General features: G+C 54.7%; 19 protein-coding genes and 1 pseudogene. 2 read left to right on the forward strand and 18 right to left on the reverse strand.

The genetic code is table 11. The features are described 5' to 3' along the window. Positions 1-3: 3 nt before the first annotated feature. Positions 4-807 (forward strand): annotated as a pseudogene (locus tag HYI44_RS05725) (c-type cytochrome). Beyond that, positions 797-1,264, forward strand: a complete 468-nt coding sequence (locus tag HYI44_RS05730; protein ID WP_032872163.1) for a DUF411 domain-containing protein — start codon at positions 797-799, stop codon at positions 1,262-1,264. The pseudogene HYI44_RS05725 and the gene HYI44_RS05730 overlap by 11 nt, the downstream one beginning before the upstream one ends. A gap of 303 nt (positions 1,265-1,567) precedes the next feature. Here HYI44_RS05730 and HYI44_RS05735 read toward each other — a convergent pair whose 3' ends face one another. The 18 genes from HYI44_RS05735 to HYI44_RS05820 form a co-directional block, all read right to left on the reverse strand. Further along, entirely contained in the window at positions 1,568-1,900 is a 333-nt protein-coding gene (locus HYI44_RS05735; protein ID WP_032872197.1) for a DUF2790 domain-containing protein, read from the reverse strand. A 187-nt stretch (positions 1,901-2,087) separates the two neighbouring features. Continuing rightward, complete coding sequence (locus HYI44_RS05740; protein ID WP_225568932.1) at positions 2,088-3,719, reverse strand: TniQ family protein; 1,632 nt, start codon at positions 3,717-3,719, stop codon at positions 2,088-2,090. 378 nt (positions 3,720-4,097) lie between these two features. Beyond that, positions 4,098-5,765 (reverse strand): TnsD family Tn7-like transposition protein, encoded by a 1,668-nt coding sequence (locus HYI44_RS05745; RefSeq protein ID WP_082060923.1) that lies wholly within the window; start codon positions 5,763-5,765, stop codon positions 4,098-4,100. Between the two features lie 17 nt (positions 5,766-5,782). Continuing rightward, positions 5,783-7,243 carry an ATP-binding protein gene (locus HYI44_RS05750; protein WP_019816907.1) on the reverse strand — a complete coding sequence of 487 codons (1,461 nt, stop codon included), beginning with the start codon at positions 7,241-7,243 and terminating at the stop codon, positions 5,783-5,785. After that, positions 7,240-9,408: a Mu transposase C-terminal domain-containing protein gene (locus HYI44_RS05755; protein ID WP_045061251.1), complete on the reverse strand. Its 2,169-nt coding sequence runs from the start codon at positions 9,406-9,408 to the stop codon at positions 7,240-7,242. The genes HYI44_RS05750 and HYI44_RS05755 overlap by 4 nt, the downstream gene beginning before the upstream one ends. Further along, a complete protein-coding gene (locus HYI44_RS05760; RefSeq protein ID WP_045061250.1) occupies positions 9,405-10,259 on the reverse strand; it encodes a TnsA endonuclease N-terminal domain-containing protein in 855 nt (284 codons plus the stop codon). Before HYI44_RS05760 ends, HYI44_RS05755 begins: the two co-directional genes overlap by 4 nt. A gap of 282 nt (positions 10,260-10,541) precedes the next feature. After that, complete coding sequence (gene glmS / locus HYI44_RS05765; protein WP_122840924.1) at positions 10,542-12,374, reverse strand: glutamine--fructose-6-phosphate transaminase (isomerizing); 1,833 nt, start codon at positions 12,372-12,374, stop codon at positions 10,542-10,544. Between the two features lies 1 nt (position 12,375). Then, entirely contained in the window at positions 12,376-13,152 is a 777-nt protein-coding gene (locus tag HYI44_RS05770) for a DeoR/GlpR family DNA-binding transcription regulator (protein ID WP_122840923.1), read from the reverse strand. Between the two features lie 194 nt (positions 13,153-13,346). Next, positions 13,347-14,714: a bifunctional UDP-N-acetylglucosamine diphosphorylase/glucosamine-1-phosphate N-acetyltransferase GlmU gene (gene glmU, locus HYI44_RS05775; protein WP_225568933.1), complete on the reverse strand. Its 1,368-nt coding sequence runs from the start codon at positions 14,712-14,714 to the stop codon at positions 13,347-13,349. A 117-nt stretch (positions 14,715-14,831) separates the two neighbouring features. Then, positions 14,832-15,257, reverse strand: coding sequence for a F0F1 ATP synthase subunit epsilon (locus tag HYI44_RS05780; protein ID WP_007969909.1), 426 nt, complete (start codon positions 15,255-15,257; stop codon positions 14,832-14,834). Positions 15,258-15,302: 45 nt separating this feature from the next. Further along, positions 15,303-16,682, reverse strand: coding sequence for a F0F1 ATP synthase subunit beta (gene atpD / locus HYI44_RS05785; RefSeq protein WP_045061246.1), 1,380 nt, complete (start codon positions 16,680-16,682; stop codon positions 15,303-15,305). A 27-nt stretch (positions 16,683-16,709) separates the two neighbouring features. After that, positions 16,710-17,570 (reverse strand): F0F1 ATP synthase subunit gamma, encoded by an 861-nt coding sequence (gene atpG / locus HYI44_RS05790; RefSeq protein WP_045061245.1) that lies wholly within the window; start codon positions 17,568-17,570, stop codon positions 16,710-16,712. Positions 17,571-17,620: 50 nt separating this feature from the next. Continuing rightward, entirely contained in the window at positions 17,621-19,165 is a 1,545-nt protein-coding gene (gene atpA / locus HYI44_RS05795; protein ID WP_028620322.1) for a F0F1 ATP synthase subunit alpha, read from the reverse strand. A 21-nt stretch (positions 19,166-19,186) separates the two neighbouring features. After that, a complete protein-coding gene (locus tag HYI44_RS05800) occupies positions 19,187-19,723 on the reverse strand; it encodes a F0F1 ATP synthase subunit delta (RefSeq protein WP_008027533.1) in 537 nt (178 codons plus the stop codon). A gap of 12 nt (positions 19,724-19,735) precedes the next feature. Next, a complete protein-coding gene (locus HYI44_RS05805) occupies positions 19,736-20,206 on the reverse strand; it encodes a F0F1 ATP synthase subunit B (RefSeq protein WP_008027535.1) in 471 nt (156 codons plus the stop codon). Between the two features lie 54 nt (positions 20,207-20,260). Continuing rightward, positions 20,261-20,518: a F0F1 ATP synthase subunit C gene (gene atpE, locus HYI44_RS05810; RefSeq protein ID WP_002555987.1), complete on the reverse strand. Its 258-nt coding sequence runs from the start codon at positions 20,516-20,518 to the stop codon at positions 20,261-20,263. A 133-nt stretch (positions 20,519-20,651) separates the two neighbouring features. Beyond that, positions 20,652-21,521, reverse strand: a complete 870-nt coding sequence (gene atpB, locus HYI44_RS05815; protein ID WP_010465471.1) for a F0F1 ATP synthase subunit A — start codon at positions 21,519-21,521, stop codon at positions 20,652-20,654. A 16-nt stretch (positions 21,522-21,537) separates the two neighbouring features. Beyond that, a complete protein-coding gene (locus HYI44_RS05820) occupies positions 21,538-21,945 on the reverse strand; it encodes a F0F1 ATP synthase subunit I (RefSeq protein WP_010465473.1) in 408 nt (135 codons plus the stop codon). Positions 21,946-22,014 lie beyond the last annotated feature (69 nt).

The following is a 22,014-nucleotide window of genomic DNA, read 5'->3' on the forward strand; positions in this document are numbered from 1 at the left end:
GGCATGAAGATTACACTGAAGGCACTGATAGCTGCTGGTCTGGCCACCGTAGCAGCGGCTGCCGGCGTGGTATATTTCGGCGTGATCAATGTCGGGGCGGATGATCCCCACTCTGCCCCTGTCTACGCGCTACTTTCTATTGCTCGGGATCGCTCGATCGAAGTGCGCTCGCGCGACATTCAGGTCCCCGACCTGAGCCAAGAAGCCCTCATCCGTGAAGGTGCTGGCAACTACAACTCGATGTGTGTCGGTTGCCATTTGGCTCCGGGCCTTACAGGCACCGAACTGAGTAACAGCCTTTACCCCGCACCTCCGAACCTTTCAAAACTGGGCGTCGATGGGCACCCAGCCGCAGCTTTTTGGATCATCAAGCACGGCATCAAATCCACCGGCATGCCCGCGTGGGGCAAAAGCATGGCCGATCCGTACATATAGGGGATGGTCGCATTTCTCCAGCAGCTTCCGTCACTTGATACAGAGCAATACAAAGCCCTGATCACGAGTAGCGGTGGCCATCAACACGGTGGTGGCGAAAGCGTGATGCACAACCATGAGGGTCAACATGGAACGACCCAGGGGCAAAGTGGCGCAGGTGCTGCCAACCAAAGGGCGGAAGTCCGCGCTAATGATGACGAGAAAAACACGGCACATGCCCATGGCCCCTCCGCAGCGCCGTCTGCAAAGGAGCCTGCGGACCACGCCGATCATAAGGGTAGGGAAGCTTCAGATGACGCGGCCCCGACTCCAACCGTACAGCCCAAATCACATACACATACTGATGGGAAGGAACATACCCATGCGAAATAATTCTCTTCGTCGCAGACGGGCACTTCGTCTCGCTGCTCTCGTGGCTCTGTTCATCAGTTCAGCCAGTCACGCAGCAGAGCCATTGACGATCGATGTACATCGCGACGCTAATTGCGGATGCTGCAAGAAATGGGTCCAGCACCTTGAAGCCAGCGGCTTTACCGTCGTTGATCACGTGGAAACCAACATGAGCGCGATCAAGCGCGGTCTCGGGATTTCTCCTGAGCTCTCGTCCTGTCACACAGCAACCATCAACGGAAAGTTTGTTGAAGGTCACGTGCCCGCCGAGCAAATCATTGCGATGAGCAAACGTGATGACCTGCTCGGGATTGCCGTTCCAGGCATGCCGGCCGGCTCCCCAGGAATGGAAGTGGACGGGAAACATGACGCGTATAACGTAATCGGCTTGTCAAAGGCAGGCACAGACCACGTCGTTGCTGAATACCCCGAAAACTGATCTTCTAATCTCACTCCTGCATGGTGAAGGTCATGGCCGTGCAGAGGACATAGCTCATTTCGAACGTAAAAAAGGCGCCACTAGGGCGCCTAAACCACCTCCCAAACCAAAGGAAAAACAAGGAGGCGGGATGTATCAGGTGGTCGAGCAATTGTTTACTGCACGTTAGAAACCCTTCGACTGACGGAATGATTTCATAAAATGGATAACTTCAGGCTTTCCTGAAAATTACTTCTACGTCAGCGAGCAGTAAGCTAGTTTCGGACAAAGGAGAATTATGCAGTTCTTAAATAATTTCATTGTCTAGCTTCCATGGGGGCAGTTGTCGGCCATGACCTTATATTCCACGGTGTTAAGCTTGCCCGTAGAGTCTTCATAGGTCATGCGCGAAGGGGCAACCCCACAGGTTTTATTGGCTTGCGTGACACTGACGACCTTGTGGATATCGAGGTTCATACCATATTCATAATGAACAACTTCAGGAGGAGTCTTGCCGTTCCTTGAGGCATATTGCTCCATTGCTTGTTGGTTCTCTTGCATCATTCGACCATACACGCGGTCACCGCCACCTTCAGCCATGGCTAATGAAGATAAGGTCAAAATCGAAGCGGCGCAAAACGCTTTCACTGCTGTCATTGCTTTCATGATTTTCTCCTAAAGCTCAATTTACTGAGTTAAAGAGTAACAAGTGAAAGCTTTCAGAAAGCTGCCGCGAAGGTTACTAATGTGAAAGGTGGACGCTACCCCGCATTTACGCTTTCAAGCCAGATGGGATTTTTGTTAACACCAAAGGTTGGCAGACGCTGACGGAACAAAGATGCCCTCAAAAGCTTATTTGAACCGGTGGTCCCTCCCAATTCCTCGATACGCCGGTAGACCTGAGCAGGGCCTCCGCGTCGACCCCGGTTCTTGCCAGGCTTTCCAGATCCCACTCGAAGAAACTGCAAAAAACCAGGAAAACCTTGCTTGATACCGCTGAGGTCAATCTTACCGTCGAGTAATTCACGGGGAGCTTCATCCTGATGAGTTCAGAGACAGTCCACACCAAAGTTCTTAGACGAAAATGCCATACTGACTCCTGATGAATCTTGATCTGTTGATAAGTAAGAGGGAACCTCTGCTTGCGTAGATCCAGCTCATGAGGTAACGAACCTGGGAGCAGCGATTGCAAATTCCGAATGTTCACTCTCTTCGGATCTTTCGTAACTTTATACAGCTCATCTACGCCCGCTTCGATAAGGGCTGCATAGGCGTCGTCTCTTGAGTCGACGGACTTTTCGACCTTAACTGTAGCTTTTTTAGGGGCATGGAGTTTTGCCATTAACCATGCGTTATCATTTTCTAGAATCCATTGCGTAGGTTTGTACGCCTTCTTCCAGAGGTACTCGATATTGGCATCGGTACGTAGCGCTAAAAGCAACTCGATTTTTTGGCGATATCTAGTTTTTTGACTAAGACGCGATTCTTCGACTTTGGGCGCTCGCGGAGAAACAGCGGCACTCAGCAGAATAGACTCATTCTTCAGAGCCTCTTCAAAGCCATCTGCACTGGAAAACAAATGAAGAGCAATGATCAAATGCCGCGCGAGCGGCATATTTAGCTGACCTTTATCTGATTTGAGCCGGATCCATTGCTCATGCTTTCCGGTGTTGTAGGCTGGATCAATCTGCGCCAAAAGCTCATCGCCGTAAGCGCTTTGGATGCTGTCGAATAGTTTTGCGATACCCGCATTTTTTCCGAAAATGAATCCGCGTTTCTTGCATTGGCGGACGTAGCACGAACTTAATACCGTACTGCCTATCGGAGGGATATTGCGTTGCAGGATATCGTGTGCGAACAGAGCGACTTTCTGTTCCATCTTTGACCCCTTGTGTATTGCTGCGCTGTTTAACGGGCTCCAGCCGCATGCGCATGGCTCAGTCAGATTGGGAAGCAGCTTCAATTTACGGTAGAACGGGCGAGAGCACTCGGGGCAGGCATGGATCAATGCGTCGCCATGACGCCAACAGACGGCAACACCGGGTATCTGGTGAGATCGATGCCAGTAGGCAGAACCCCGCTCAATCAAATCTTCCTGAACGCAGGTAGGACAAAGCTTAGCCTTGCCATGGGTGGACTCTTCTCTGCGGGGCACCCGTACCACCCCGTCATAACCCAGTGGCCCTACGTCGTTCTCTGGCCCCTGCTTAACCCCAAGAAACGGTCGGTAAGCAGGAAAAGTAGTATTGCTTCTGATCAACTCTGCGAGATTGCTCTCCGATTGCCCCGGCAGCCTGTGCGCGAGCCTCTCGATCTGCTTGGGTACGATGCCACCGATGCAAAAGGGTTTCGATGCGAACAAATCGCGATAGGTTTCCGTCGCGGTTCTGTTACCTGACAGATAGTGATATCGGGTGACACGAGAGTAAAGCATTTCATCCGGCATCGAAACGGGGAAAAATAATAGATCAGACATCATTTACCGATTAAAGGTAGGGCTCGAAGAGAATGTGCATCCGGGGGCAGTATATATGCAACCCCTAAAATTCTGCATCCGGTCTGGATTTGAAATGACAAGCCGCTCAACTTTGAATCGTAGTGAATTCATCTAAATCCTGCCGCGCCCGTATTCCTCGAATACAAAACACGTATCGATAAACCCGCGTAGGTCAGCCCATGCCGGTTGCAAAACTATTTCCGTTGATCGCGGGTTAGTACGTTTACATGCTGATCGTGATGATCCAGCGTATGCCGGACCTATTCTGGAGGGGAATTTTTTCATTAACAGAAAAATAATGGGTTTATGGTGAATTGATTTAGAACTTTTTAGATGGAGGGGGAATGCCCAGCTGGATTACAGCATGGGTCGAATGCTCGCGACCCTGTAGAGCGAAGAACGTGATACAGCCTTGCCCTCTGAGAGCAATTGGCGTCTAGCCCATCGCAGACGCCTATCGTGAAAGCCTTCGATTGGTTCACATACTTTTTCGAGCATTGCTGCACACAGAGGAAGCTTGCAAAGCTGCTTTTCGAAGCGAGAAAGAACATGAAGCTCCCGACCTATCCTGGTACGCGAAATGCGGACAGGCTTACCCGCAAGAGCATAAAGCGCGTCGGCACACTGACGGACTTCGCCGGCCAGTCTCGCATCGAGGGCAGCGAACATTTCGGTGCTATTTAGACGAGGCGTACGATGGGGGCTTGGGTTTGCAGTTGACTCCGAAAGCCACTGCTTATCGTGGCGATACAGCCACGCATACCCCCTGCATGCATGTGCTTTGTAAAATCGATAATCAGCCTCGAAAGCCGCGCGTCTTGCGCATAGCTCAGTGTGAAATCGTGCCTCCCTCCAAGCATCTTGCCCGCCGGGTACATTTCTGATGTGACGATAGACATACGCTGATGAAACGCCTAGAACGGCAGCGATCTTTTTGGCATCAGCTCCTTCAAGAGCATGTTGCCACACAGCGGCTGACGAACAGTCCAGGCCTTCACCAGGCATCACCGGAGAAAGGCGCGCGTGAAGCCGAATGTGAGCTTTCGGATCACATGCCACCGCCTCTTTCACTGGGCATTGACCATGAAGCAAGCTCACCATTTCAACGCCCAGAGCACCGGCCAATAAAATGTATTTGAGCGGATGGTGAGAGGTTATAGGCGTACGAAGCAGCTTCGTGACCCATGAGGCGGGTGTACCTGCACGAACATCTCCGAGTATAGAAAACTCCCATTCTCGCGGGAGTGCAGCAAAAAAATCGGCCATGTGCTGCGCCAGCATGTGCAGGTGCAAGCGATGGTTATCAGAAGCAAGGTTGAGCTGCGTTGCCCTGTGTAAAAGCGTGAAGCGCACCGCCTCCGCCGACAAAGCAGTGACGTCAGACTCGAGGACCTGAAGTGAGCGCAACGCTATTTCGTGAAGCGGTGGCATGCACCGCAACGGGGTGTCGAGAAGTACTGTGTGTGCTTGCACATTCTCATCATTGGGCAGATTGAGTTGTCGAGAGCTGCGGCTGGACCAGCGAGGATCAAGGATCCTGAGTGACGTACCGTGATGCGGACATACCAGCACGCCTGGAAGCATGTGGACCCTGTGCCAGTAAGCGACTCCCCGTTGAGCCTGATCTTGTGCGATACATTCTGGGCATAACCGCACTCGGGAGGCGAATCCAATACGGCTCGCGTTGACGCCCAGCTTCAACATCAAGCCTTTCCCATCAGCGGTCATCAGCGTCCGAGCGTGTTCGACCTGGCTCATCCTCAAAAACGGCGCATAGTAGGGTAATAATGTGTGGCGCATGAGGACCTCGGCTACCGATAGCTCAGTACCGCTGGGTAGCGCATCGACAAAATCCCCTAAATGACTCGGGAATGCCACATTTTGCGAAAAAGCTGCCGCCGATTTCAGTCCGGCAAATGCTGCTTGGCAATTACGAACACCGCAAAGACGGGCATAACGAGAAATCACGCTGTGCAGCGTCTCGTCGGGAAACGCGGCGGGGAAGAAATGGAGTTTAAGTTGCACTTCACCCCCCCTCCGACTCACGCTTTGTGATACATCGGTGAGAACTCAAACAGGTCCTCGTTGAGCCAGCCCGCAGCGCGCAGAGCGTCGAGGGGAGCGTCATGTTCGCTAAGCGCTTTAGCCTCTGAGTTTTCCACAGCAGTAGCAATCGGCGATGGGTGATCTTTCGCAAAAATGGTCGGAGATGGGTCTACCGGCTTCTCACGGGATACAACGCTTCGAAGCAAGGTGAGGCGATCCTCTCGTGCCAATCCATCGAAAACCATCATTTCGCTCAGCTGATCCTCAATCGGCAGCAAATCGTCAAACTGTCGCATCCGCTTCGGATCACGGCTACGCAGAGCTGAAAGGGCTGGCTTTAGAATCTGCATTTTTGAGTTGCTTACCTTCACCAGGATCTCGGCAGTCAAACACTCCGAGCCACTCTGGACCGCATAACGCTGACTCAATACCAGCAGCTTGACCAGGAAATCCGTGACGCCTTGAGTGTGCTCATACAGCGTGTCAAAAATCTCGTCGGTCAGCTCAGCCGTCTGTTTGCACCACTGATAGCTCCAGAGATTTTCGACCAACAACCGCCACTCCTCATCATCCTTTTCGAATCGTTTGAATTCGAGCGTACCAGCACCACAAACTCGGCGGGCAGTCCGCATGGCTTCTGAGAACAGGCTAATCGTCGAGTTCGTGCCACTGAAAACCACCGGGATACCGATGTTGTTTACCAAGTGCAGGAAAAAATTCAGCATGCTCTCCTTACCACCGGTTTTCGCCAGGTGGAGGTTTTGCAGCTCGTCGATCAACAAGGCGCCGATGAAAAACGTGCTGGCCACCTGCTCCATCTGTTGCAGCGCATCATTGATGTTTCGATGCCGGTAGCGCTTGTGGTAGTCCTTGTCTCCTAGAGCGTCTCCAACCGCATAAAAAAACTGCTGGCAAAATCCAGCCAGCGATCCATCCCGAGGGCAGTCAAGCTTCAGCCATGTGATTTGGGTATGAACAAACTGCTTTCCCTCATAGCGCTCATGACGGATTGTCTGTGGATAAAGGCTCAAGATGGCGTGGAGTGCCGTTGACTTGCCAATGCCGCTCAGGCCGACGACCGTAAACGTTTCTGCAGTGGACTTGAACGCATCGTGGTAACGCTGAGCTCCCGATAAAGAATGCAAATGCCGGACGGTAGCGGGCGACATCGGGTTACGCCCGACATACCCTCGACGGATGAGCAGTGAGAACAGGGCCTCCAGTTCCAGATGTAGCAAGAACGGCTGTACGACGGTTCTCAGCCTGTCGATACAGTGAATTCGAGTGGCTCCTTCGAGCGTCAGCTCTTTCGGATCCACCGGCTGAGGAAAGTTCGAAATCAGTTCAACAGCCGCCGCCTCCGACAATATCGGAGGCAAAGCTTCGATAAGCGGGTTACCCGCATACTCACTAATGTCCTGTCTGACGTAATTGGCAAACGTCTGTGCACCTTTCATTTTGCCTGTCCTGGCCGAATTCTTTTGAGCAAATCGATAACCTGAGCGGTGCGCTCACCGGCATATGAATCATGCGCTTTCTGTGTCGTTTCAGATTGAAGTGAAGCTGGCTCCACCCTGACGCCTTCAGGAACAACCGCATTTTCACGCTCGCGGAGACGTTCTTCTGCGCGGTTCTCGCGGATGTTTCCAGTGGCCTCTGCCTTAGTAGGCGGAGCAGGTTCCTGTTTTCGTTCTGCGAGCGCGTGACTGATGATCTGGTGGACCTGATCGCTAAGCTGCACACGGCTTTCCAGCTCAGCTCGACGGCGAGTAGGCGGTTTTTGGCGATAGGCTTCGAGCAGATCAAAAATCTCGTCCGAGCGATAATTCGCGTAACCGGCATCCGATCGTCGAAGATCACAACGGATAAACTGCTTGGCCTCTCCTTGAATCCAAATGTGTGCCGCAGAGTTCGGATCGAACCAACACTCTATTGACCAAACGCCCCCTTTGCGAGCCTTGGCAAACCAATCTTTCTCTATGGCCATATCACACACGTAGTGCATGCCGCGAAACATCACTCCGCCCTTTTGAACGGTCGCGCGCTCACGCGGTAAAAGGTGGAGATAAACCAGCTCGTCGGGACGTTTGTTGGATTCGATCAGGTCGTTGTCGCAGGCCCAATTCCATATACCGTTAGGCGTAGGTTCTACGCCGTCATTCATCATCGCTTGAGTCAGTCGGTCAGGCTGTCGATGGTGACGGTTATAGTGGAGCACGCAATTGATGAGGATTTGGGTGAACTCTTTGAGGTTCAGCGTGGCATCGAGCCGGTAATCTCGCTCGCCGCGCTCTTTGTCCCGCGCAGCTACCCCGCCAGGTAGCCACCTGATACCCGTCAAATCATTCAAAATGCCAAACCGACTTTCTACCATAGGCTTCCAATCAGGCCGATAAGGTGGGGCAGTGCCCATCTCAATTCCCAACCCTGAGGATAACCCCTCTGCTGCGAGTGACAGCATCTCTCCCCGGTCGGCGTAAATCTGGTGGGGCAGGTGGTGACAATTCCAATCATCTGCATTGATGTCAACGCCGTTCTGAGCGCAGAACTCGACTTTGGAGGTAAACGCGTTGAACAGCGCTTGTCTCGCCCCATTCCAACTAGGGCCCTCCAATCCTACATAGAGACCAGCAATTATTCCGGAGAAACTATCCACTACGATATAAACAACGGGCCGACCAATGAGCATCCGTCTAGAGTAGCTGTTGACCAAATAAATATCGGCAATCGTTGCGTCGATTTCGAACTGATGACAGGGTCCACGCAGCCAATCTCGAACGGTACCTGAAAGCGGACGGCAATCCTTTAACCACCTCCTCAACCCTTTACGGCCACGCTCGGTTTCAATCTCGTCGAAAAAAATCTGTCCCCAATATTGGAACTGCCTCAAGCTGGGGAGTTCTGAACCAGGCAACAAACGAAGCTCTTCTTCACTGTTTTTAGAGATGTCTCGAACAGAGTAGAATCGTCTCAACATTTCGTCATATGCGCTCGAAATAGATGATTTCTTATCTCTTACATAAAGAGCATATCCAACACGGATGCATCGTTTATCAACTGCACTGAGCATCTTGGAAGGCGAAGTAAGAACGCCTTGAAATTTAGGCTTTCGCCCTGGTGGCCTGCTCGGATCATATTTTCTATCGGCAACACCTACCGCCGTATAATTATTAAGCAATGAGTTGCGAACTTGACCATAAAACCAATATCGGTAAAGAAGCCGATAGATCGTTTTCCGCTGGATTCCGAGCTCTGACGCCCGTCTGCTAACAAGCCGGCCTAACTCACCTCGTACAAATATTTGTCCCGGGTATTCAGGATCTAATAGAGGGGCGATGACGGCCCACTTTTCGTCCCGGCCTTGCTTGGCTCTCTCATCCAACTGTTCCTCAAGCACAAGCATAAACTCGGGCGTGGTGATGGCTGCTGGTTTGGTGTGACCAGACGCTATCGAGCGACGCAGCTCATCCAGACCAACCGCGTACGGCTGCCGGGGTGGGTCAGCTAGATCCATCAAAACTGCTAAGTCATGCGTTTCATCCTGGTAAAGGAGCCTGGCTATCGTAGCAATGACCGACAGATCGGTTACAGGCTCGAAAACGTCATTAACGAGAACAGTCATGATAATTTCTCCTTCAACGATACTTGGACAGGGCCCGGTGAAACTTCGAAGCCAGGAACTAGACCAGTAAGGTGGAGAGGAGTGTTAACCAAATCGATTTTCAGTATCTTGTTCCAAACCAGATGAAAGAAAATTGCTTGAGCGTCTATATAGGAAATGGACAGAAGTGATGCTATTTTTCTTAGACAGGTGGCCAAGGTCCACGAATATTCCCGGCTGTTTACAAGGCACTCGATAAAACTCGAATGCAACGGCGCTTTCATTAAATCACGAGAGAGCTTCGAGTACCTCCTGATTAGTCCAAGATTTTTAATCAAATCTCGTGTAAAAAACTCGTCTGTTACGATTTTCCAATCAACACCTTGGCTTTCCCAAAAACGCTTTTCAATTTCAAGTTTTTCAAGCGTTCTTTTACTTCCATTGCCAATTAAATCGGAACGATACTTCACCGTCCTAGCTACCGATTTGAAGTTTCCGCTCGGGTCCTTAACAGTTAACAGGAAGTCTGTTGTCATCACATAAGGCAGTGTTGTTCTAGGGTATCTTGGATAGCGTACATCGATCGCCGACGCTATCGCTTGCGCACGCTCTGTGGGTAGTAAAGGGTATTGCTCCCGTATATCCACGACGTCTTCAGAAAATTCACACACAAGGAAGTACGAACGCTCGAGATCTGACAGGAGGTGATGAATCCTCTCGATCTTCACGCCTTGAATCTTGTGCGAACGACCTATCGACGGGACATCTTGTACCCGCAGCCAAGGCACGTAGCTTGCCCCGGCGCCTTCGCCAAATCCATTTGCAATGTGCCGTTCAATGTCCTGCTGTGATGCAAACTTACGACCTCGCAACCCACGCCTCCTCAGTCGATGCGGACCGCTTCACCTCGCGCCGAGAAAAAGTCGTAGAAGGACACGACCGGCAAAGCGGCCGTATACAAAACGTTTTCTAGACTACACCCGCTGAAAGTTGAAGCGATGATTCCAGACCAAAGGGAAAGCCTGGAAAGGAAAACCCCCGTAGATACGGGGGTTTGAGCCTTGTGTCAATCTATGTTCGCCAGTGTCAAACTTTATTGTTTTGTGTCAATCTTTATTGTTAAAAACCAAAGTTCTCACCAGGTTGTGGATAACTTATTCCACAGTCACCGACTTCGCCAGGTTGCGCGGCTGATCGACGTCAGTGCCTTTCAGTACGGCAACGTAGTACGACAGCAGCTGCAGCGGGATGGTGTAGAGGATTGGCGACAGGATGTCGTGGATGTGCGGCATGTGCACGACGTGGGTGCCTTCACCGTTGGTCATGCCGGCCTTCTCGTCGGCGAAGACGATCAGCTCGCCACCGCGGGCGCGCACTTCCTGGAGGTTGGATTTGAGCTTTTCCAGCAGCTCGTTGTTCGGTGCCACGGTAACCACTGGCATGTCGTTATCCACAAGGGCCAGCGGACCATGCTTGAGCTCACCGGCGGGATAGGCTTCGGCGTGGATGTAGGAGATTTCCTTGAGTTTGAGCGCACCTTCCATGGCGACAGGGAATTGTGCACCGCGGCCCAGGAACAAGGTGTGATTCTTCTCGGCGAACAGCTCGGCGATTTTCTCGACGACACTGTCCATCGCCAGCGCTTCGCCCAGGCGGGCTGGCAGACGACGCAACTCTTCGACCAGGGTGGCTTCGACGCCATCGGCCAACGTGCCTCGAACCTGGCCCAGGGACAGGGTCAGTAGCAACAGGCCGACCAGTTGAGTGGTGAACGCTTTGGTGGAAGCCACGCCAATCTCACGACCGGCCTGGGTCAGCAGGGTCAGGTCGGATTCACGCACCAGCGAGCTGATGCCCACGTTGCAGATCGCCAGGCTGGCCAGGAAGCCCAGCTCCTTGGCATTACGCAGCGCCGCCAGCGTGTCGGCGGTTTCGCCGGACTGGGAGATGGTCACAAACAGGGTGTCGGGCTGTACCACCACCTTGCGATAGCGGAACTCACTGGCCACTTCGACCTGGCATGGAATGCCGGCCAGTTCTTCCAGCCAGTAACGGGCAACCATCCCCGCGTGGTAGCTGGTGCCGCAGGCGACGATCTGCACGTTGCGCACTTTGGCGAACAACTCGGCAGCCTGTGGACCAAAAGCCTGCACCAGCACCTGGTTCTGGCTGAGGCGACCTTCGAGGGTGCGTTGCACGACCGCTGGCTGCTCGTGGATTTCCTTGAGCATGAAGTGGCGGAACTCGCCTTTGTCGGCGGCTTCGGCACCATCGCGGTATTGCACGGATTCGCGCTCGACGCTCTGGCCGTTGACGTCCCAGATCTGCACGCTGTCGCGGCGAATCTCGGCGATATCACCTTCTTCAAGGTACATGAAGCGGTCAGTGACCTGACGCAGGGCCAACTGGTCCGAAGCCAGGAAGTTTTCACCCATGCCGAGGCCGATCACCAGCGGGCTGCCACTGCGCGCGGCCACCAGGCGATCCGGTTGATCAGCGCTGATGACGGCCAGGCCGTAGGCACCGTGCAACTCTTTAACGGTAGCCTTGAGCGCCACGGTCAGGTCAGCCAGGTCCTTGAGCTTGTGGTTGAGCAAGTGAGCAATGACTTCGGTATCGGTGTCCGAAGTGAACACGTAACCCAGGGCCTTGAGTTGATCACGCAGGGCTTCGTGGTTTTCGATGATGCCGTTGTGCACCACCGCCAGGTCGCCGGAGAAATGCGGATGAGCATTGCGTTCGCACGGCGCGCCATGGGTCGCCCAGCGGGTGTGGGCAATGCCCAGACGCCCCAACAGTGGCTCCTCAGTCAGGGCCAGTTCCAGCTCGCTGACTTTGCCTGGACGGCGCATGCGTTCAAGCTTCTCGTCGTTGGTGTACACCGCCACACCGGCGCTGTCGTAGCCGCGGTATTCAAGACGCTTGAGGCCTTCGAGCAGGATCGGGGTGATGTTACGTTCTGCGACTGCGCCGACAATTCCACACATGCTATTTCTCCTGACTGACAGCTGCGCAGATCAGGGTGATCCCGCGCGCCTGAATCTGATCCCGTGCCTCGAGCGGCAGGCGATCATCGGTAATAAGGGTATGGACGCTGCTCCAGGGCAGCTCCAGATTGGGTATCTTGCGACCTATCTTGTCGGACTCGACCATCACCACCACTTCCCGGGCGACTTCAGCCATGACGCGACTCAGGCCCAGCAGTTCATTGAAGGTGGTGGTACCGCGCACCAGGTCGATGCCATCGGCACCGATGAACAGCTGGTCAAAGTCGTAAGAGCGCAGTACCTGCTCGGCGACCTGGCCCTGAAAGGATTCGGAATGCGGATCCCAGGTTCCACCGGTCATCAACAGCACCGGTTCGTGTTCCAGTTCGTTTAAAGCACTGGCGACATGCAGCGAGTTGGTCATCACGACCAGACCCGGTTGTTGTCCGAGTTCCGGGATCATTGCCGCAGTGGTGCTGCCACTGTCGATGATGATTCGCGCATGCTCGCGAATTCGCGAGACGGCGGCGCGGGCGACGGCCTGCTTGTATTTGGAAACCGGCAGGCCAATGTCGGCCACCAGTTCCTGAGGCATGGTGATTGCTCCACCGTAACGGCGCAGCAGGAGACCATTGCTTTCAAGCGCGGCAAGATCCTTGCGAATCGTAACTTCCGAGGTTTCGAAACGCTTGGCCAATTCGTCCACACTCACTTCGCCCTGCACGTTGAGCAAGGCGAGTATGTTGTGGCGGCGTTGGGGGGTATTGCGCTTCGACATGACTTGGTAAGTTTCGATTCGAAAGATAACGAAAGCAATCAAAACCTATTACTTAAACTTCGTCAAGCGGGTGGCGATAAAAAGTTCTGTGGATAACCGCGTAGGAGCTGCCGCAGGCTGCGATCGTTTGCCGTTGATTTTTCAAGATCAGAAGATCGCAGCCTTCGGCAGCTCCTACGGGAACTGTGGATAACTTACGGTTTCTTGATTTTCTGCGGGCGCTTCCAGCCGTCGATGTTCTTCTGGCGTGCACGTCCTACGGCCAACTGTGCGTTATCCACATTCTGCGTAATGGTCGAACCGGCTGCCGTTGTTGCACCGTTAGAGATATCCACAGGCGCCACCAGCGAGTTGTTGGAACCAATGAATACGTCCTCGCCCAACACGGTTTTCCACTTGTTGGCGCCGTCATAGTTACAAGTGATGGTGCCAGCGCCGATGTTGGTACGTGCACCGACCTCGGCGTCGCCCAGGTAGGTCAGATGACCGGCCTTCGCGCCTTCACCCAGGTGGGCGTTCTTGAGTTCGACAAAATTACCGACATGCGCGCGCGCTTCGAGCACGCTACCTGGACGCAGGCGAGCGAACGGGCCGGCATCGCTGCCCTCACCCATGATCGCGCCGTCGATATGACTATTGGCTTTGATCACCACCCCCTTACGCAGGGTGCTGTCCTTGATCACGCAGTTCGGACCAATCACCACGTCGTCTTCGATAACGACTTTGCCTTCCAGAATCACGTTGATGTCGATCAGTACGTCGCGGCCAACCGTGACGTCGCCGCGTACATCAAAACGCGCCGGGTCGCGCAGTGTTACGCCTTGAGCCATCAGGCGCAGCCCCGCGCGCAACTGATAGTGGCGCTCCAGCTCGGAGAGCTGCTTGCGATCGTTGGCGCCTTGCACTTCCATGGCGTCGTGCGCCTGCTCGGTTGCCACCACCAGGCCATCGCCGACTGCCATGGCGATCACGTCGGTGAGGTAGTACTCGCCTTGGGCGTTGTTGTTGGAGAGCCGGCTCATCCAGCCACTCAGCTGGGCAAACGGCATGGCCAGGATGCCGGTGTTGCCTTCGGTGATGGCGCGCTGGGTTTCGTCGGCATCTTTCTGCTCGACGATGGCGGTCACCTGCCCTTGGGCATCACGCACGATACGGCCATAACCGGTCGGGTCGTCCAGCTCCACGGTCAGCAGCCCCAACTGCTGCGGGGCTACTTTCTTGAGCAGGCGCTGCAGGGTTTCAACTTCGATCAACGGCACGTCGCCGTACAGGATCAGCACGGTGTCGGATTCGATGAACGGCACCGCCTGGGCAACGGCATGACCAGTACCCAGCTGTTTGTCCTGCAGGACAAAATTCAGGTCATCCGCCGCCAGCCGCTCACGTACAGCGTCTGCGCCGTGACCAATGACCACGTGGATGCGCTGTGGATCAAGTTGGCGCGCGGTGTGGATAACATGGCCAAGCATCGAGTTGCCGGCGATCGGGTGCAGCACCTTGGGCAACGACGAACGCATGCGCGTGCCTTGGCCTGCAGCGAGGATAACGATTTCTAGAGACATGACTGGCTACCAATCCTGGGTGGTCAGCGGCTGCGACCAGGTGATGAATATCGGAAAAGAAAAAAGGGTAGCCGAGGCTACCCTTTTTAATCAATCGCACAACAAGTGGCAGGCCTGTTAGTGGCCAAACTTCTTGCGGATCTGCTGGACGGTGCGCAGCTGAGCTGCAGCCTCGGCCAGGCGTGCAGCGGCAGAACCGTAATCGAATTCAGCGCCACGTTCATGCAGGGCCTTCTCGGCAGCCTTGACGGCTTCCTGAGCGGAGGCTTCGTCCAGGTCGGCAGCACGTTGCACAGTGTCGGCAAGAACCTTGACCATGTTCGGCTGAACCTCGAGGAAACCACCAGAGATGTAATACACCTCCTCTTCCCCGCCTTGCTTGACCAGGCGGATCGGGCCCGGCTTGAGATTAGTGATCAGCGGCGCGTGACCCAGGGCGATACCAAGATCACCGAGTGCACCGTGCGCAATTACCATCTCGACCAGGCCGGAAAAGATTTCCCCTTCCGCGCTGACGATATCGCAATGGACTGTCATAGCCATCTGATTGCCTCAACCTAAATTAGCGCCCGTTGCCGGGCGCCGGGATTACAGTTTCTTGGCTTTCTCGATCGCTTCTTCGATGCCGCCGACCATGTAGAACGCTTGTTCTGGCAGGTGGTCGTAGTCACCGTTGAGGATGCCTTTGAAGCCAGCAATGGTGTCTTTCAGGGAAACGTATTTACCCGAAGCACCGGTGAAGACTTCAGCCACGAAGAACGGCTGCGACAAGAAACGCTGGATCTTACGAGCACGGTTTACCAACTGCTTGTCGGTTTCCGACAGCTCGTCCATACCCAGGATCGCAATGATGTCCTTCAGTTCTTTGTAACGCTGCAGAACGTACTGGACGCCGCGAGCGGTGTCGTAGTGGTCCTGGCCGATCACGTTCGGATCCAGCTGGCGCGAAGTCGAGTCGAGTGGATCGACCGCTGGGTAGATACCCAGGGAAGCGATGTCACGGGACAGAACGACGGTGGCGTCCAAGTGGGCGAAGGTGGTCGCTGGCGACGGGTCAGTCAAGTCATCCGCAGGTACGTATACCGCCTGGATGGAGGTGATCGAACCGTTTTTGGTCGAAGTGATACGCTCTTGCAGAGTACCCATCTCTTCGGCCAGAGTCGGCTGGTAACCTACTGCCGAAGGCATACGGCCCAGCAGTGCGGATACTTCAGTACCGGCCAGGGTGTAACGATAGATGTTGTCGACGAACAGCAGAACGTCGTTACCTTCGTCACGGAACTTCTCGGCCATGGTCAGGCCGGTCAGTGCTACGCGCAGACGGTTACCCGGCGGCTCGTTCATCTGACCGTAAACCAGTGCCACTTTGTCCAGAACGTTGGAATCCTTCATCTCGTGGTAGAAGTCGTTACCCTCACGAGTACGCTCACCCACACCGGCGAACACGGAATAACCGCTGTGCTCGATGGCGATGTTACGGATCAGTTCCATCATGTTTACGGTTTTGCCTACACCGGCACCACCGAACAGACCAACTTTACCACCCTTGGCGAACGGGCAAACCAGGTCGATAACCTTGATGCCGGTTTCCAGCAGGTCGTTGCCGCCAGCTTGTTCAGCGAAGGTTGGCGCAGGACGGTGAATGCCCCAGCGCTCTTCGGTGTCGATCGGACCAGCTTCGTCGATCGGGTTGCCCAGAACGTCCATGATCCGGCCCAGGGTCGCTTTACCGACGGGTACGGAGATGGCAGCGCCAGAGTCGGTGACTTCCAGACCGCGCTTCAAGCCCTCGGTGGAACCCATCGCAATGGTACGTACCACGCCGTCGCCCAGCTGCTGCTGAACTTCCAGGGTGGTGCCGGCTTCGCTTTTTACACTCAAAGCGTTGTAGATGCTCGGTACGCTGTCGCGTGGAAATTCCACGTCGATAACGGCGCCGATGATTTGAACGATACGTCCGCTACTCATAGCTGGATCCTCTGAATATTTGAACCGTTAAACCGCGGCAGCGCCGCCGACGATTTCCGAGATCTCTTGGGTGATCGCAGCCTGACGCGCCTTGTTGTAGACCAGCTGCAAATCGCTGATCAAATCACCGGCGTTGTCGGTAGCGTTCTTCATCGCGATCATCCGCGCAGCTTGTTCAGCCGCGTTGTTCTCGACCACCGCCTGGTAGACCTGCGACTCCACGTAACGGACCATCAAGCCATCAAGCAGCTCTTTGGCGTCCGGTTCGTACAGATAATCCCAGTGGTGCTTGAGTTCCTGTTCCGGCGTTGCCACCAGAGGAATCAATTGCTCCACGGTAGGCTGTTGCGTCATGGTGTTGATGAACTTGTTGGACACCACGGACAGGCGGTCAATACGGCCGTCCAGGTAGGCATCCAGCATCACCTTGACGCTGCCGATCAGGTCATTGATCGACGGCTCTTCACCCAGGTGGCTGATAGCTGCTACGACGTTACCGCCGAAGTTGCGGAAGAAAGCCGCACCCTTGCTACCAACAACACACAGATCGATCTCGACGCCGTTTTCGCGGTTTACCGCCATGTCCTTGACCAGAGCCTTGAACAGGTTGGTGTTCAAGCCACCACACAGACCACGGTCGCTGCTCACCACAACATAACCAACGCGCTTTACTTCACGGTCGATCATGAACGGGTGGCGATATTCCGGGTTGGCGTTGGCCAGATGGCCAATAACCTGGCGGATGCGCTCCGCGTAAGGACGGCTAGCAGCCATGCGCATTTGTGCCTTGCGCATTTTACTGACCGCCACTTTTTCCATGGCGCTGGTAATCTTTTGCGTGCTTTTGATGCTCGCAATCTTACTGCGAATCTCTTTTGCGCCTGCCATGTAACACCTATCAGGTTAGCAAGCGGGAGCCTCGCGGCTCCCGCTGCGGCTTACCAGGTTTGGGTGGCCTTGAACTTCTCGATACCGGCTTTCATGCCAGCGTCGATTTCGTCATTGAAGTCACCCTTCACGTTGATCTTCGCCATCAAATCGGCGTGATCGCGGTTGAAGAAAGCAATCAGCGCTTGTTCGAAGCTGCCGATCTTGGCGATTTCAACGTCAGTCAGGAACCCACGCTCAGCGGCATACAGCGACAGCGCCATGTCAGCGATCGACATTGGTGCGTATTGCTTCTGCTTCATCAGCTCGGTAACGCGCTGACCATGCTCAAGTTGCTTACGGGTCGCTTCGTCCAGGTCAGAAGCGAACTGGGCGAATGCCGCCAGTTCACGGTACTGAGCCAGAGCGGTACGGATACCACCGGAGAGCTTCTTGATGATCTTGGTCTGAGCGGCACCACCCACACGGGATACCGAAACACCGGCGTTCACAGCAGGACGGATCCCGGAGTTGAACATGGCCGATTCCAGGAAGATCTGACCGTCGGTGATGGAAATCACGTTGGTCGGAACGAACGCGGAAACGTCGCCAGCCTGGGTTTCGATGATCGGCAGTGCGGTCAGGGAACCGGTTTTGCCGGTCACTGCGCCGTTGGTGAACTTCTCTACGTATTCTTCCGAAACGCGGGATGCGCGCTCCAGCAGACGGGAGTGGAGATAGAACACGTCGCCTGGGTAAGCTTCACGGCCTGGTGGACGGCGCAGCAGCAGGGAAATCTGGCGGTAAGCCACTGCTTGCTTGGAAAGATCGTCATAAACGATCAGCGCGTCTTCACCGCGGTCGCGGAAGAATTCACCCATGGTGCAACCGGAGTACGGAGCCAGGAACTGCAGTGCTGCAGATTCCGAAGCGCTCGCGGCAACGACGATGGTGTTAGCCAGTGCGCCGTTTTCTTCCAGCTTGCGAACCACGTTGGCGATGGTCGATTGCTTCTGACCGATCGCTACGTAGACGCAGAAAATGCCGCTGTTTTTCTGGTTGATGATCGCGTCGATGGCCAGAGCGGTTTTACCGATCTGACGGTCACCGATGATCAGCTCACGCTGGCCACGGCCGACAGGGATCATGGCATCGACAGCCTTGTAGCCAGTCTGTACAGGCTGGTCTACCGACTTACGCCAGATCACGCCTGGAGCAACTTTCTCGACCGCGTCGGTCTCGGTGTTGCCCAGTGGACCTTTGCCGTCAACAGGGTTACCCAGTGCGTCGACTACGCGACCCAGCAGTTCCTTACCAACCGGAACTTCGAGGATGCGGCCAGTGCACTTGGCGCTCATGCCTTCAGCCAGAGACTGGTAGGAGCCCAAAACTACGGCACCTACGGAGTCCTGCTCCAGGTTGAGAGCCATACCGAAGACGCCGCCCGGAAACTCGATCATCTCGCCGTACATTACGTCGGCCAGACCGTGAATCCGCACGATACCGTCAGATACGCTGACGACAGTGCCTTCGTTACGGGCTTGGGAGGTCACATCGAGCTTGTCGATGCGGCCCTTGATAATTTCACTTATTTCGGAAGGATTGAGTTGCTGCATTGCTCTGCTGCCCCTTCAAACTCAAGATTTCAATGCTTCGGCTAGGCTCGCGAGTTTGCCGCGAACCGAGCCATCGATAACCAGGTCGCCGGCGCGGATGACAATGCCCCCAATAAGGGATTTGTCTTCCTCGACTTGCAGGCGCACTTCCCGGTTGAGTCGTGCACTGAGAACCTTGGCGAGTTTGTCTTGCTGTTCTTGGTTCAATGCAAAAGCACTGGTCACTTCAACGTCTACCGACTTCTCTTGTTCAGCCTTGTACAGGTCGAACAGAGCGGATATCTCCGGCAAAAGCGGGAGACGGTCGTTTTCGGCAACGACGTTGATGAAGTTCTGTGCCTTGGCATCAAACTTGTCGCCGCACACGTCAATAAACGTGGCGGCCTTGTCTGCGCTCGTCAGTCGCGGGGCCTTGAGCACGCGCTGCATGGTGTCGTCTTGCGACACTGCTGCAGCCAGGCCGAGCATGGCTGACCAAGAGGCCAGTTGCTGGTGGGCCTGGGCGTGCTCGAAGGCTGCCTTAGCGTAAGGTCGGGCCAACGTGGTCAATTCTGCCATGATCGCCCTCGCTTAAATTTCAGCAGCCAGTTTGTTTACCAGCTCCGCGTGCGCGTTTTGATCGATTGTGGCACCCAGGATCTTCTCGGCGCCGCCGACAGCCAGAGCACCCAGTTGGGCACGCAGAGCGTCTTTGACACTGTTCAGTTCCTGTTCGATCTCGGCCTGAGCCTGAACCTTCACACGGTCAGCGTCGATACGGGCCTTTTCAACGGCCTCTTCAACAATCTGGTTACCGCGTTTCTTGGCTTGCTCAATGATTTCGGCTGCCTGAGCTTTTGCTTCGCGCAGTTGCTGACCCGCTTTATCTTGGGCCAGCTCCAGGTCGCGAGCTGCTCGGGCGGCAGCGTCCAGTCCATCCGCGATCTTCTTCTGACGTTCGTGCAAAGCCGCGATGACCGGAGGCCACACGAACTTCATGCAAAACAGTACAAAAATGAAGAACGCAACGGACTGGCCAATCAGGGTTGCATTAATGTTCACGCCAACACCTCGCTCGTTCGTTGCACATCACACCAATTACTCGAAGGCGAGTAATTAGCCAGCGAGTTGACCAACGAATGGGTTCGCGAAAGTGAAGAACAGAGCGATACCAACACCGATCATGGTTACGGCGTCGAGCAGACCGGCAACGATGAACATTTTAACTTGCAGCATTGGAACCATCTCTGGCTGACGCGCTGCGCCTTCCAGGAACTTGCCACCCAACAGGCCGAAACCAATTGCGGTACCCAGTGCGCCCAGGCCGATCAACAGTGCAACAGCGATAGCGGTTAGACCAACTACAGTTTCCATCTTTCCTCCCGACTTTTACGTCGTATGGTTTAGGTTTTTTAGATTTTAAAGCGGTAAAACAAATCGTTTCATAGCCCTGTTAGGGCACCCACCCGTTTGACCGGGTGGGACATCAGACCAGTCGAGACTGGTCTTAATGGTTCTCTTCGTGCGCCATCGACAGGTAGACGATGGTCAGCATCATGAAGATAAACGCCTGCAGGGTGATGATCAGGATGTGGAACACAGCCCACGCCCACTGCAGAACTACGCCCAGGCCGCTAAGCCAGAGCAGACCGCTGCCGAACATCACAGCAATCAGAATGAAGACCAGCTCGCCGGCGTACATGTTGCCGAACAGACGCAGTGCCAGGGAGATAGGCTTGGCGATCAGCGTCACGAACTCCAGCAGGAAGTTCACCGGAATCAGCAGGGCTTGAACGAAGATGTTCTTGCTGCCGAAAGGGTGCAGGGTCAGTTCGCCGATGAAGCCGCCGATGCCCTTGACCTTGATGCTGTAGAAAATGATCAACGCGAACACCGACAGGGCCATGCCCAAGGTAGCGTTCGGGTCAGTGGTGGATACGGCACGGAAAGGAATGTGCGCATCACCCGTGATCAGGATGGCCAGCTGAGGAATCCAGTCAACCGGGATCAGGTCGACGGCGTTCATCAGGAAGACCCAGACGAAGATGGTCAGTGCCAGCGGTGCGATCACCGGGCTACGGCCATGGAAGCTGTCTTTCACGCTGCCATCGACGAATTCGACCAATACTTCAACGAAGTTCTGCAAAGCACCAGGCTGACCGGATGTCGCTTTCTTTGCCGCCATGCGGAAAAGAAGAACGAAAATCAGACCCAAAGCGACCGACCAGCCGAGAGTATCGACGTGGAAAGCCCAGAAGCCCATTTCTTTGGCCTCTGCTGCGGTGTGGGCAAAACCCCACCCGCCTGTTGGGTGCTGACCGAAGGTCAGGTTCTGCAAGTGGTGCTGGATATAGCCCGAAGCGGTTGTCTCTGCCATGGTTGCCTCAAACGCCCTAAGGTCTCGAAAGTCTTGTTCTCATCAGCAGGGGCGCGAACCAGCTGACCAGTTGGGTCAACACGAAGACGCCAAATACAGCTAGCGGCGCCAATGGCTTCACACCTGCAAACGTCAATGCAAAGAGCACTGCCGTCAAAATCAGTTTGCCCGCCTCACCGGCATAAAAAGACCGGACGATGGCTTGGGCTGCTCGGGCGCCGGAAAACCGAAATGCCCTGTGAGCGAAATAAACATTGGGCAGCAAGGCTATCAGGCCTCCGCAAAGTCCCGAGTACCCGGCAACGACTCCGTGCCATTGCCAGAGCGCCAAAGCGGCGATCAGCAAAACGACAAATTGAGCCATTAACACCGGAAAAACTGCCAGGCGATGGAACGGCAAGCGGTTTGGCGTGCGGCTTTCCATCACTTTTGCTCTCCAATGGTCGGCTGCCAGAATTCAATAACTTGGCATAATTTGTGCCGACAAAATGCG

It is taken from the genome of Pseudomonas sp. Y24-6 (assembly GCF_020295325.1).
GTDB classification, from domain to species: domain Bacteria; phylum Pseudomonadota; class Gammaproteobacteria; order Pseudomonadales; family Pseudomonadaceae; genus Aquipseudomonas; species Aquipseudomonas gregormendelii.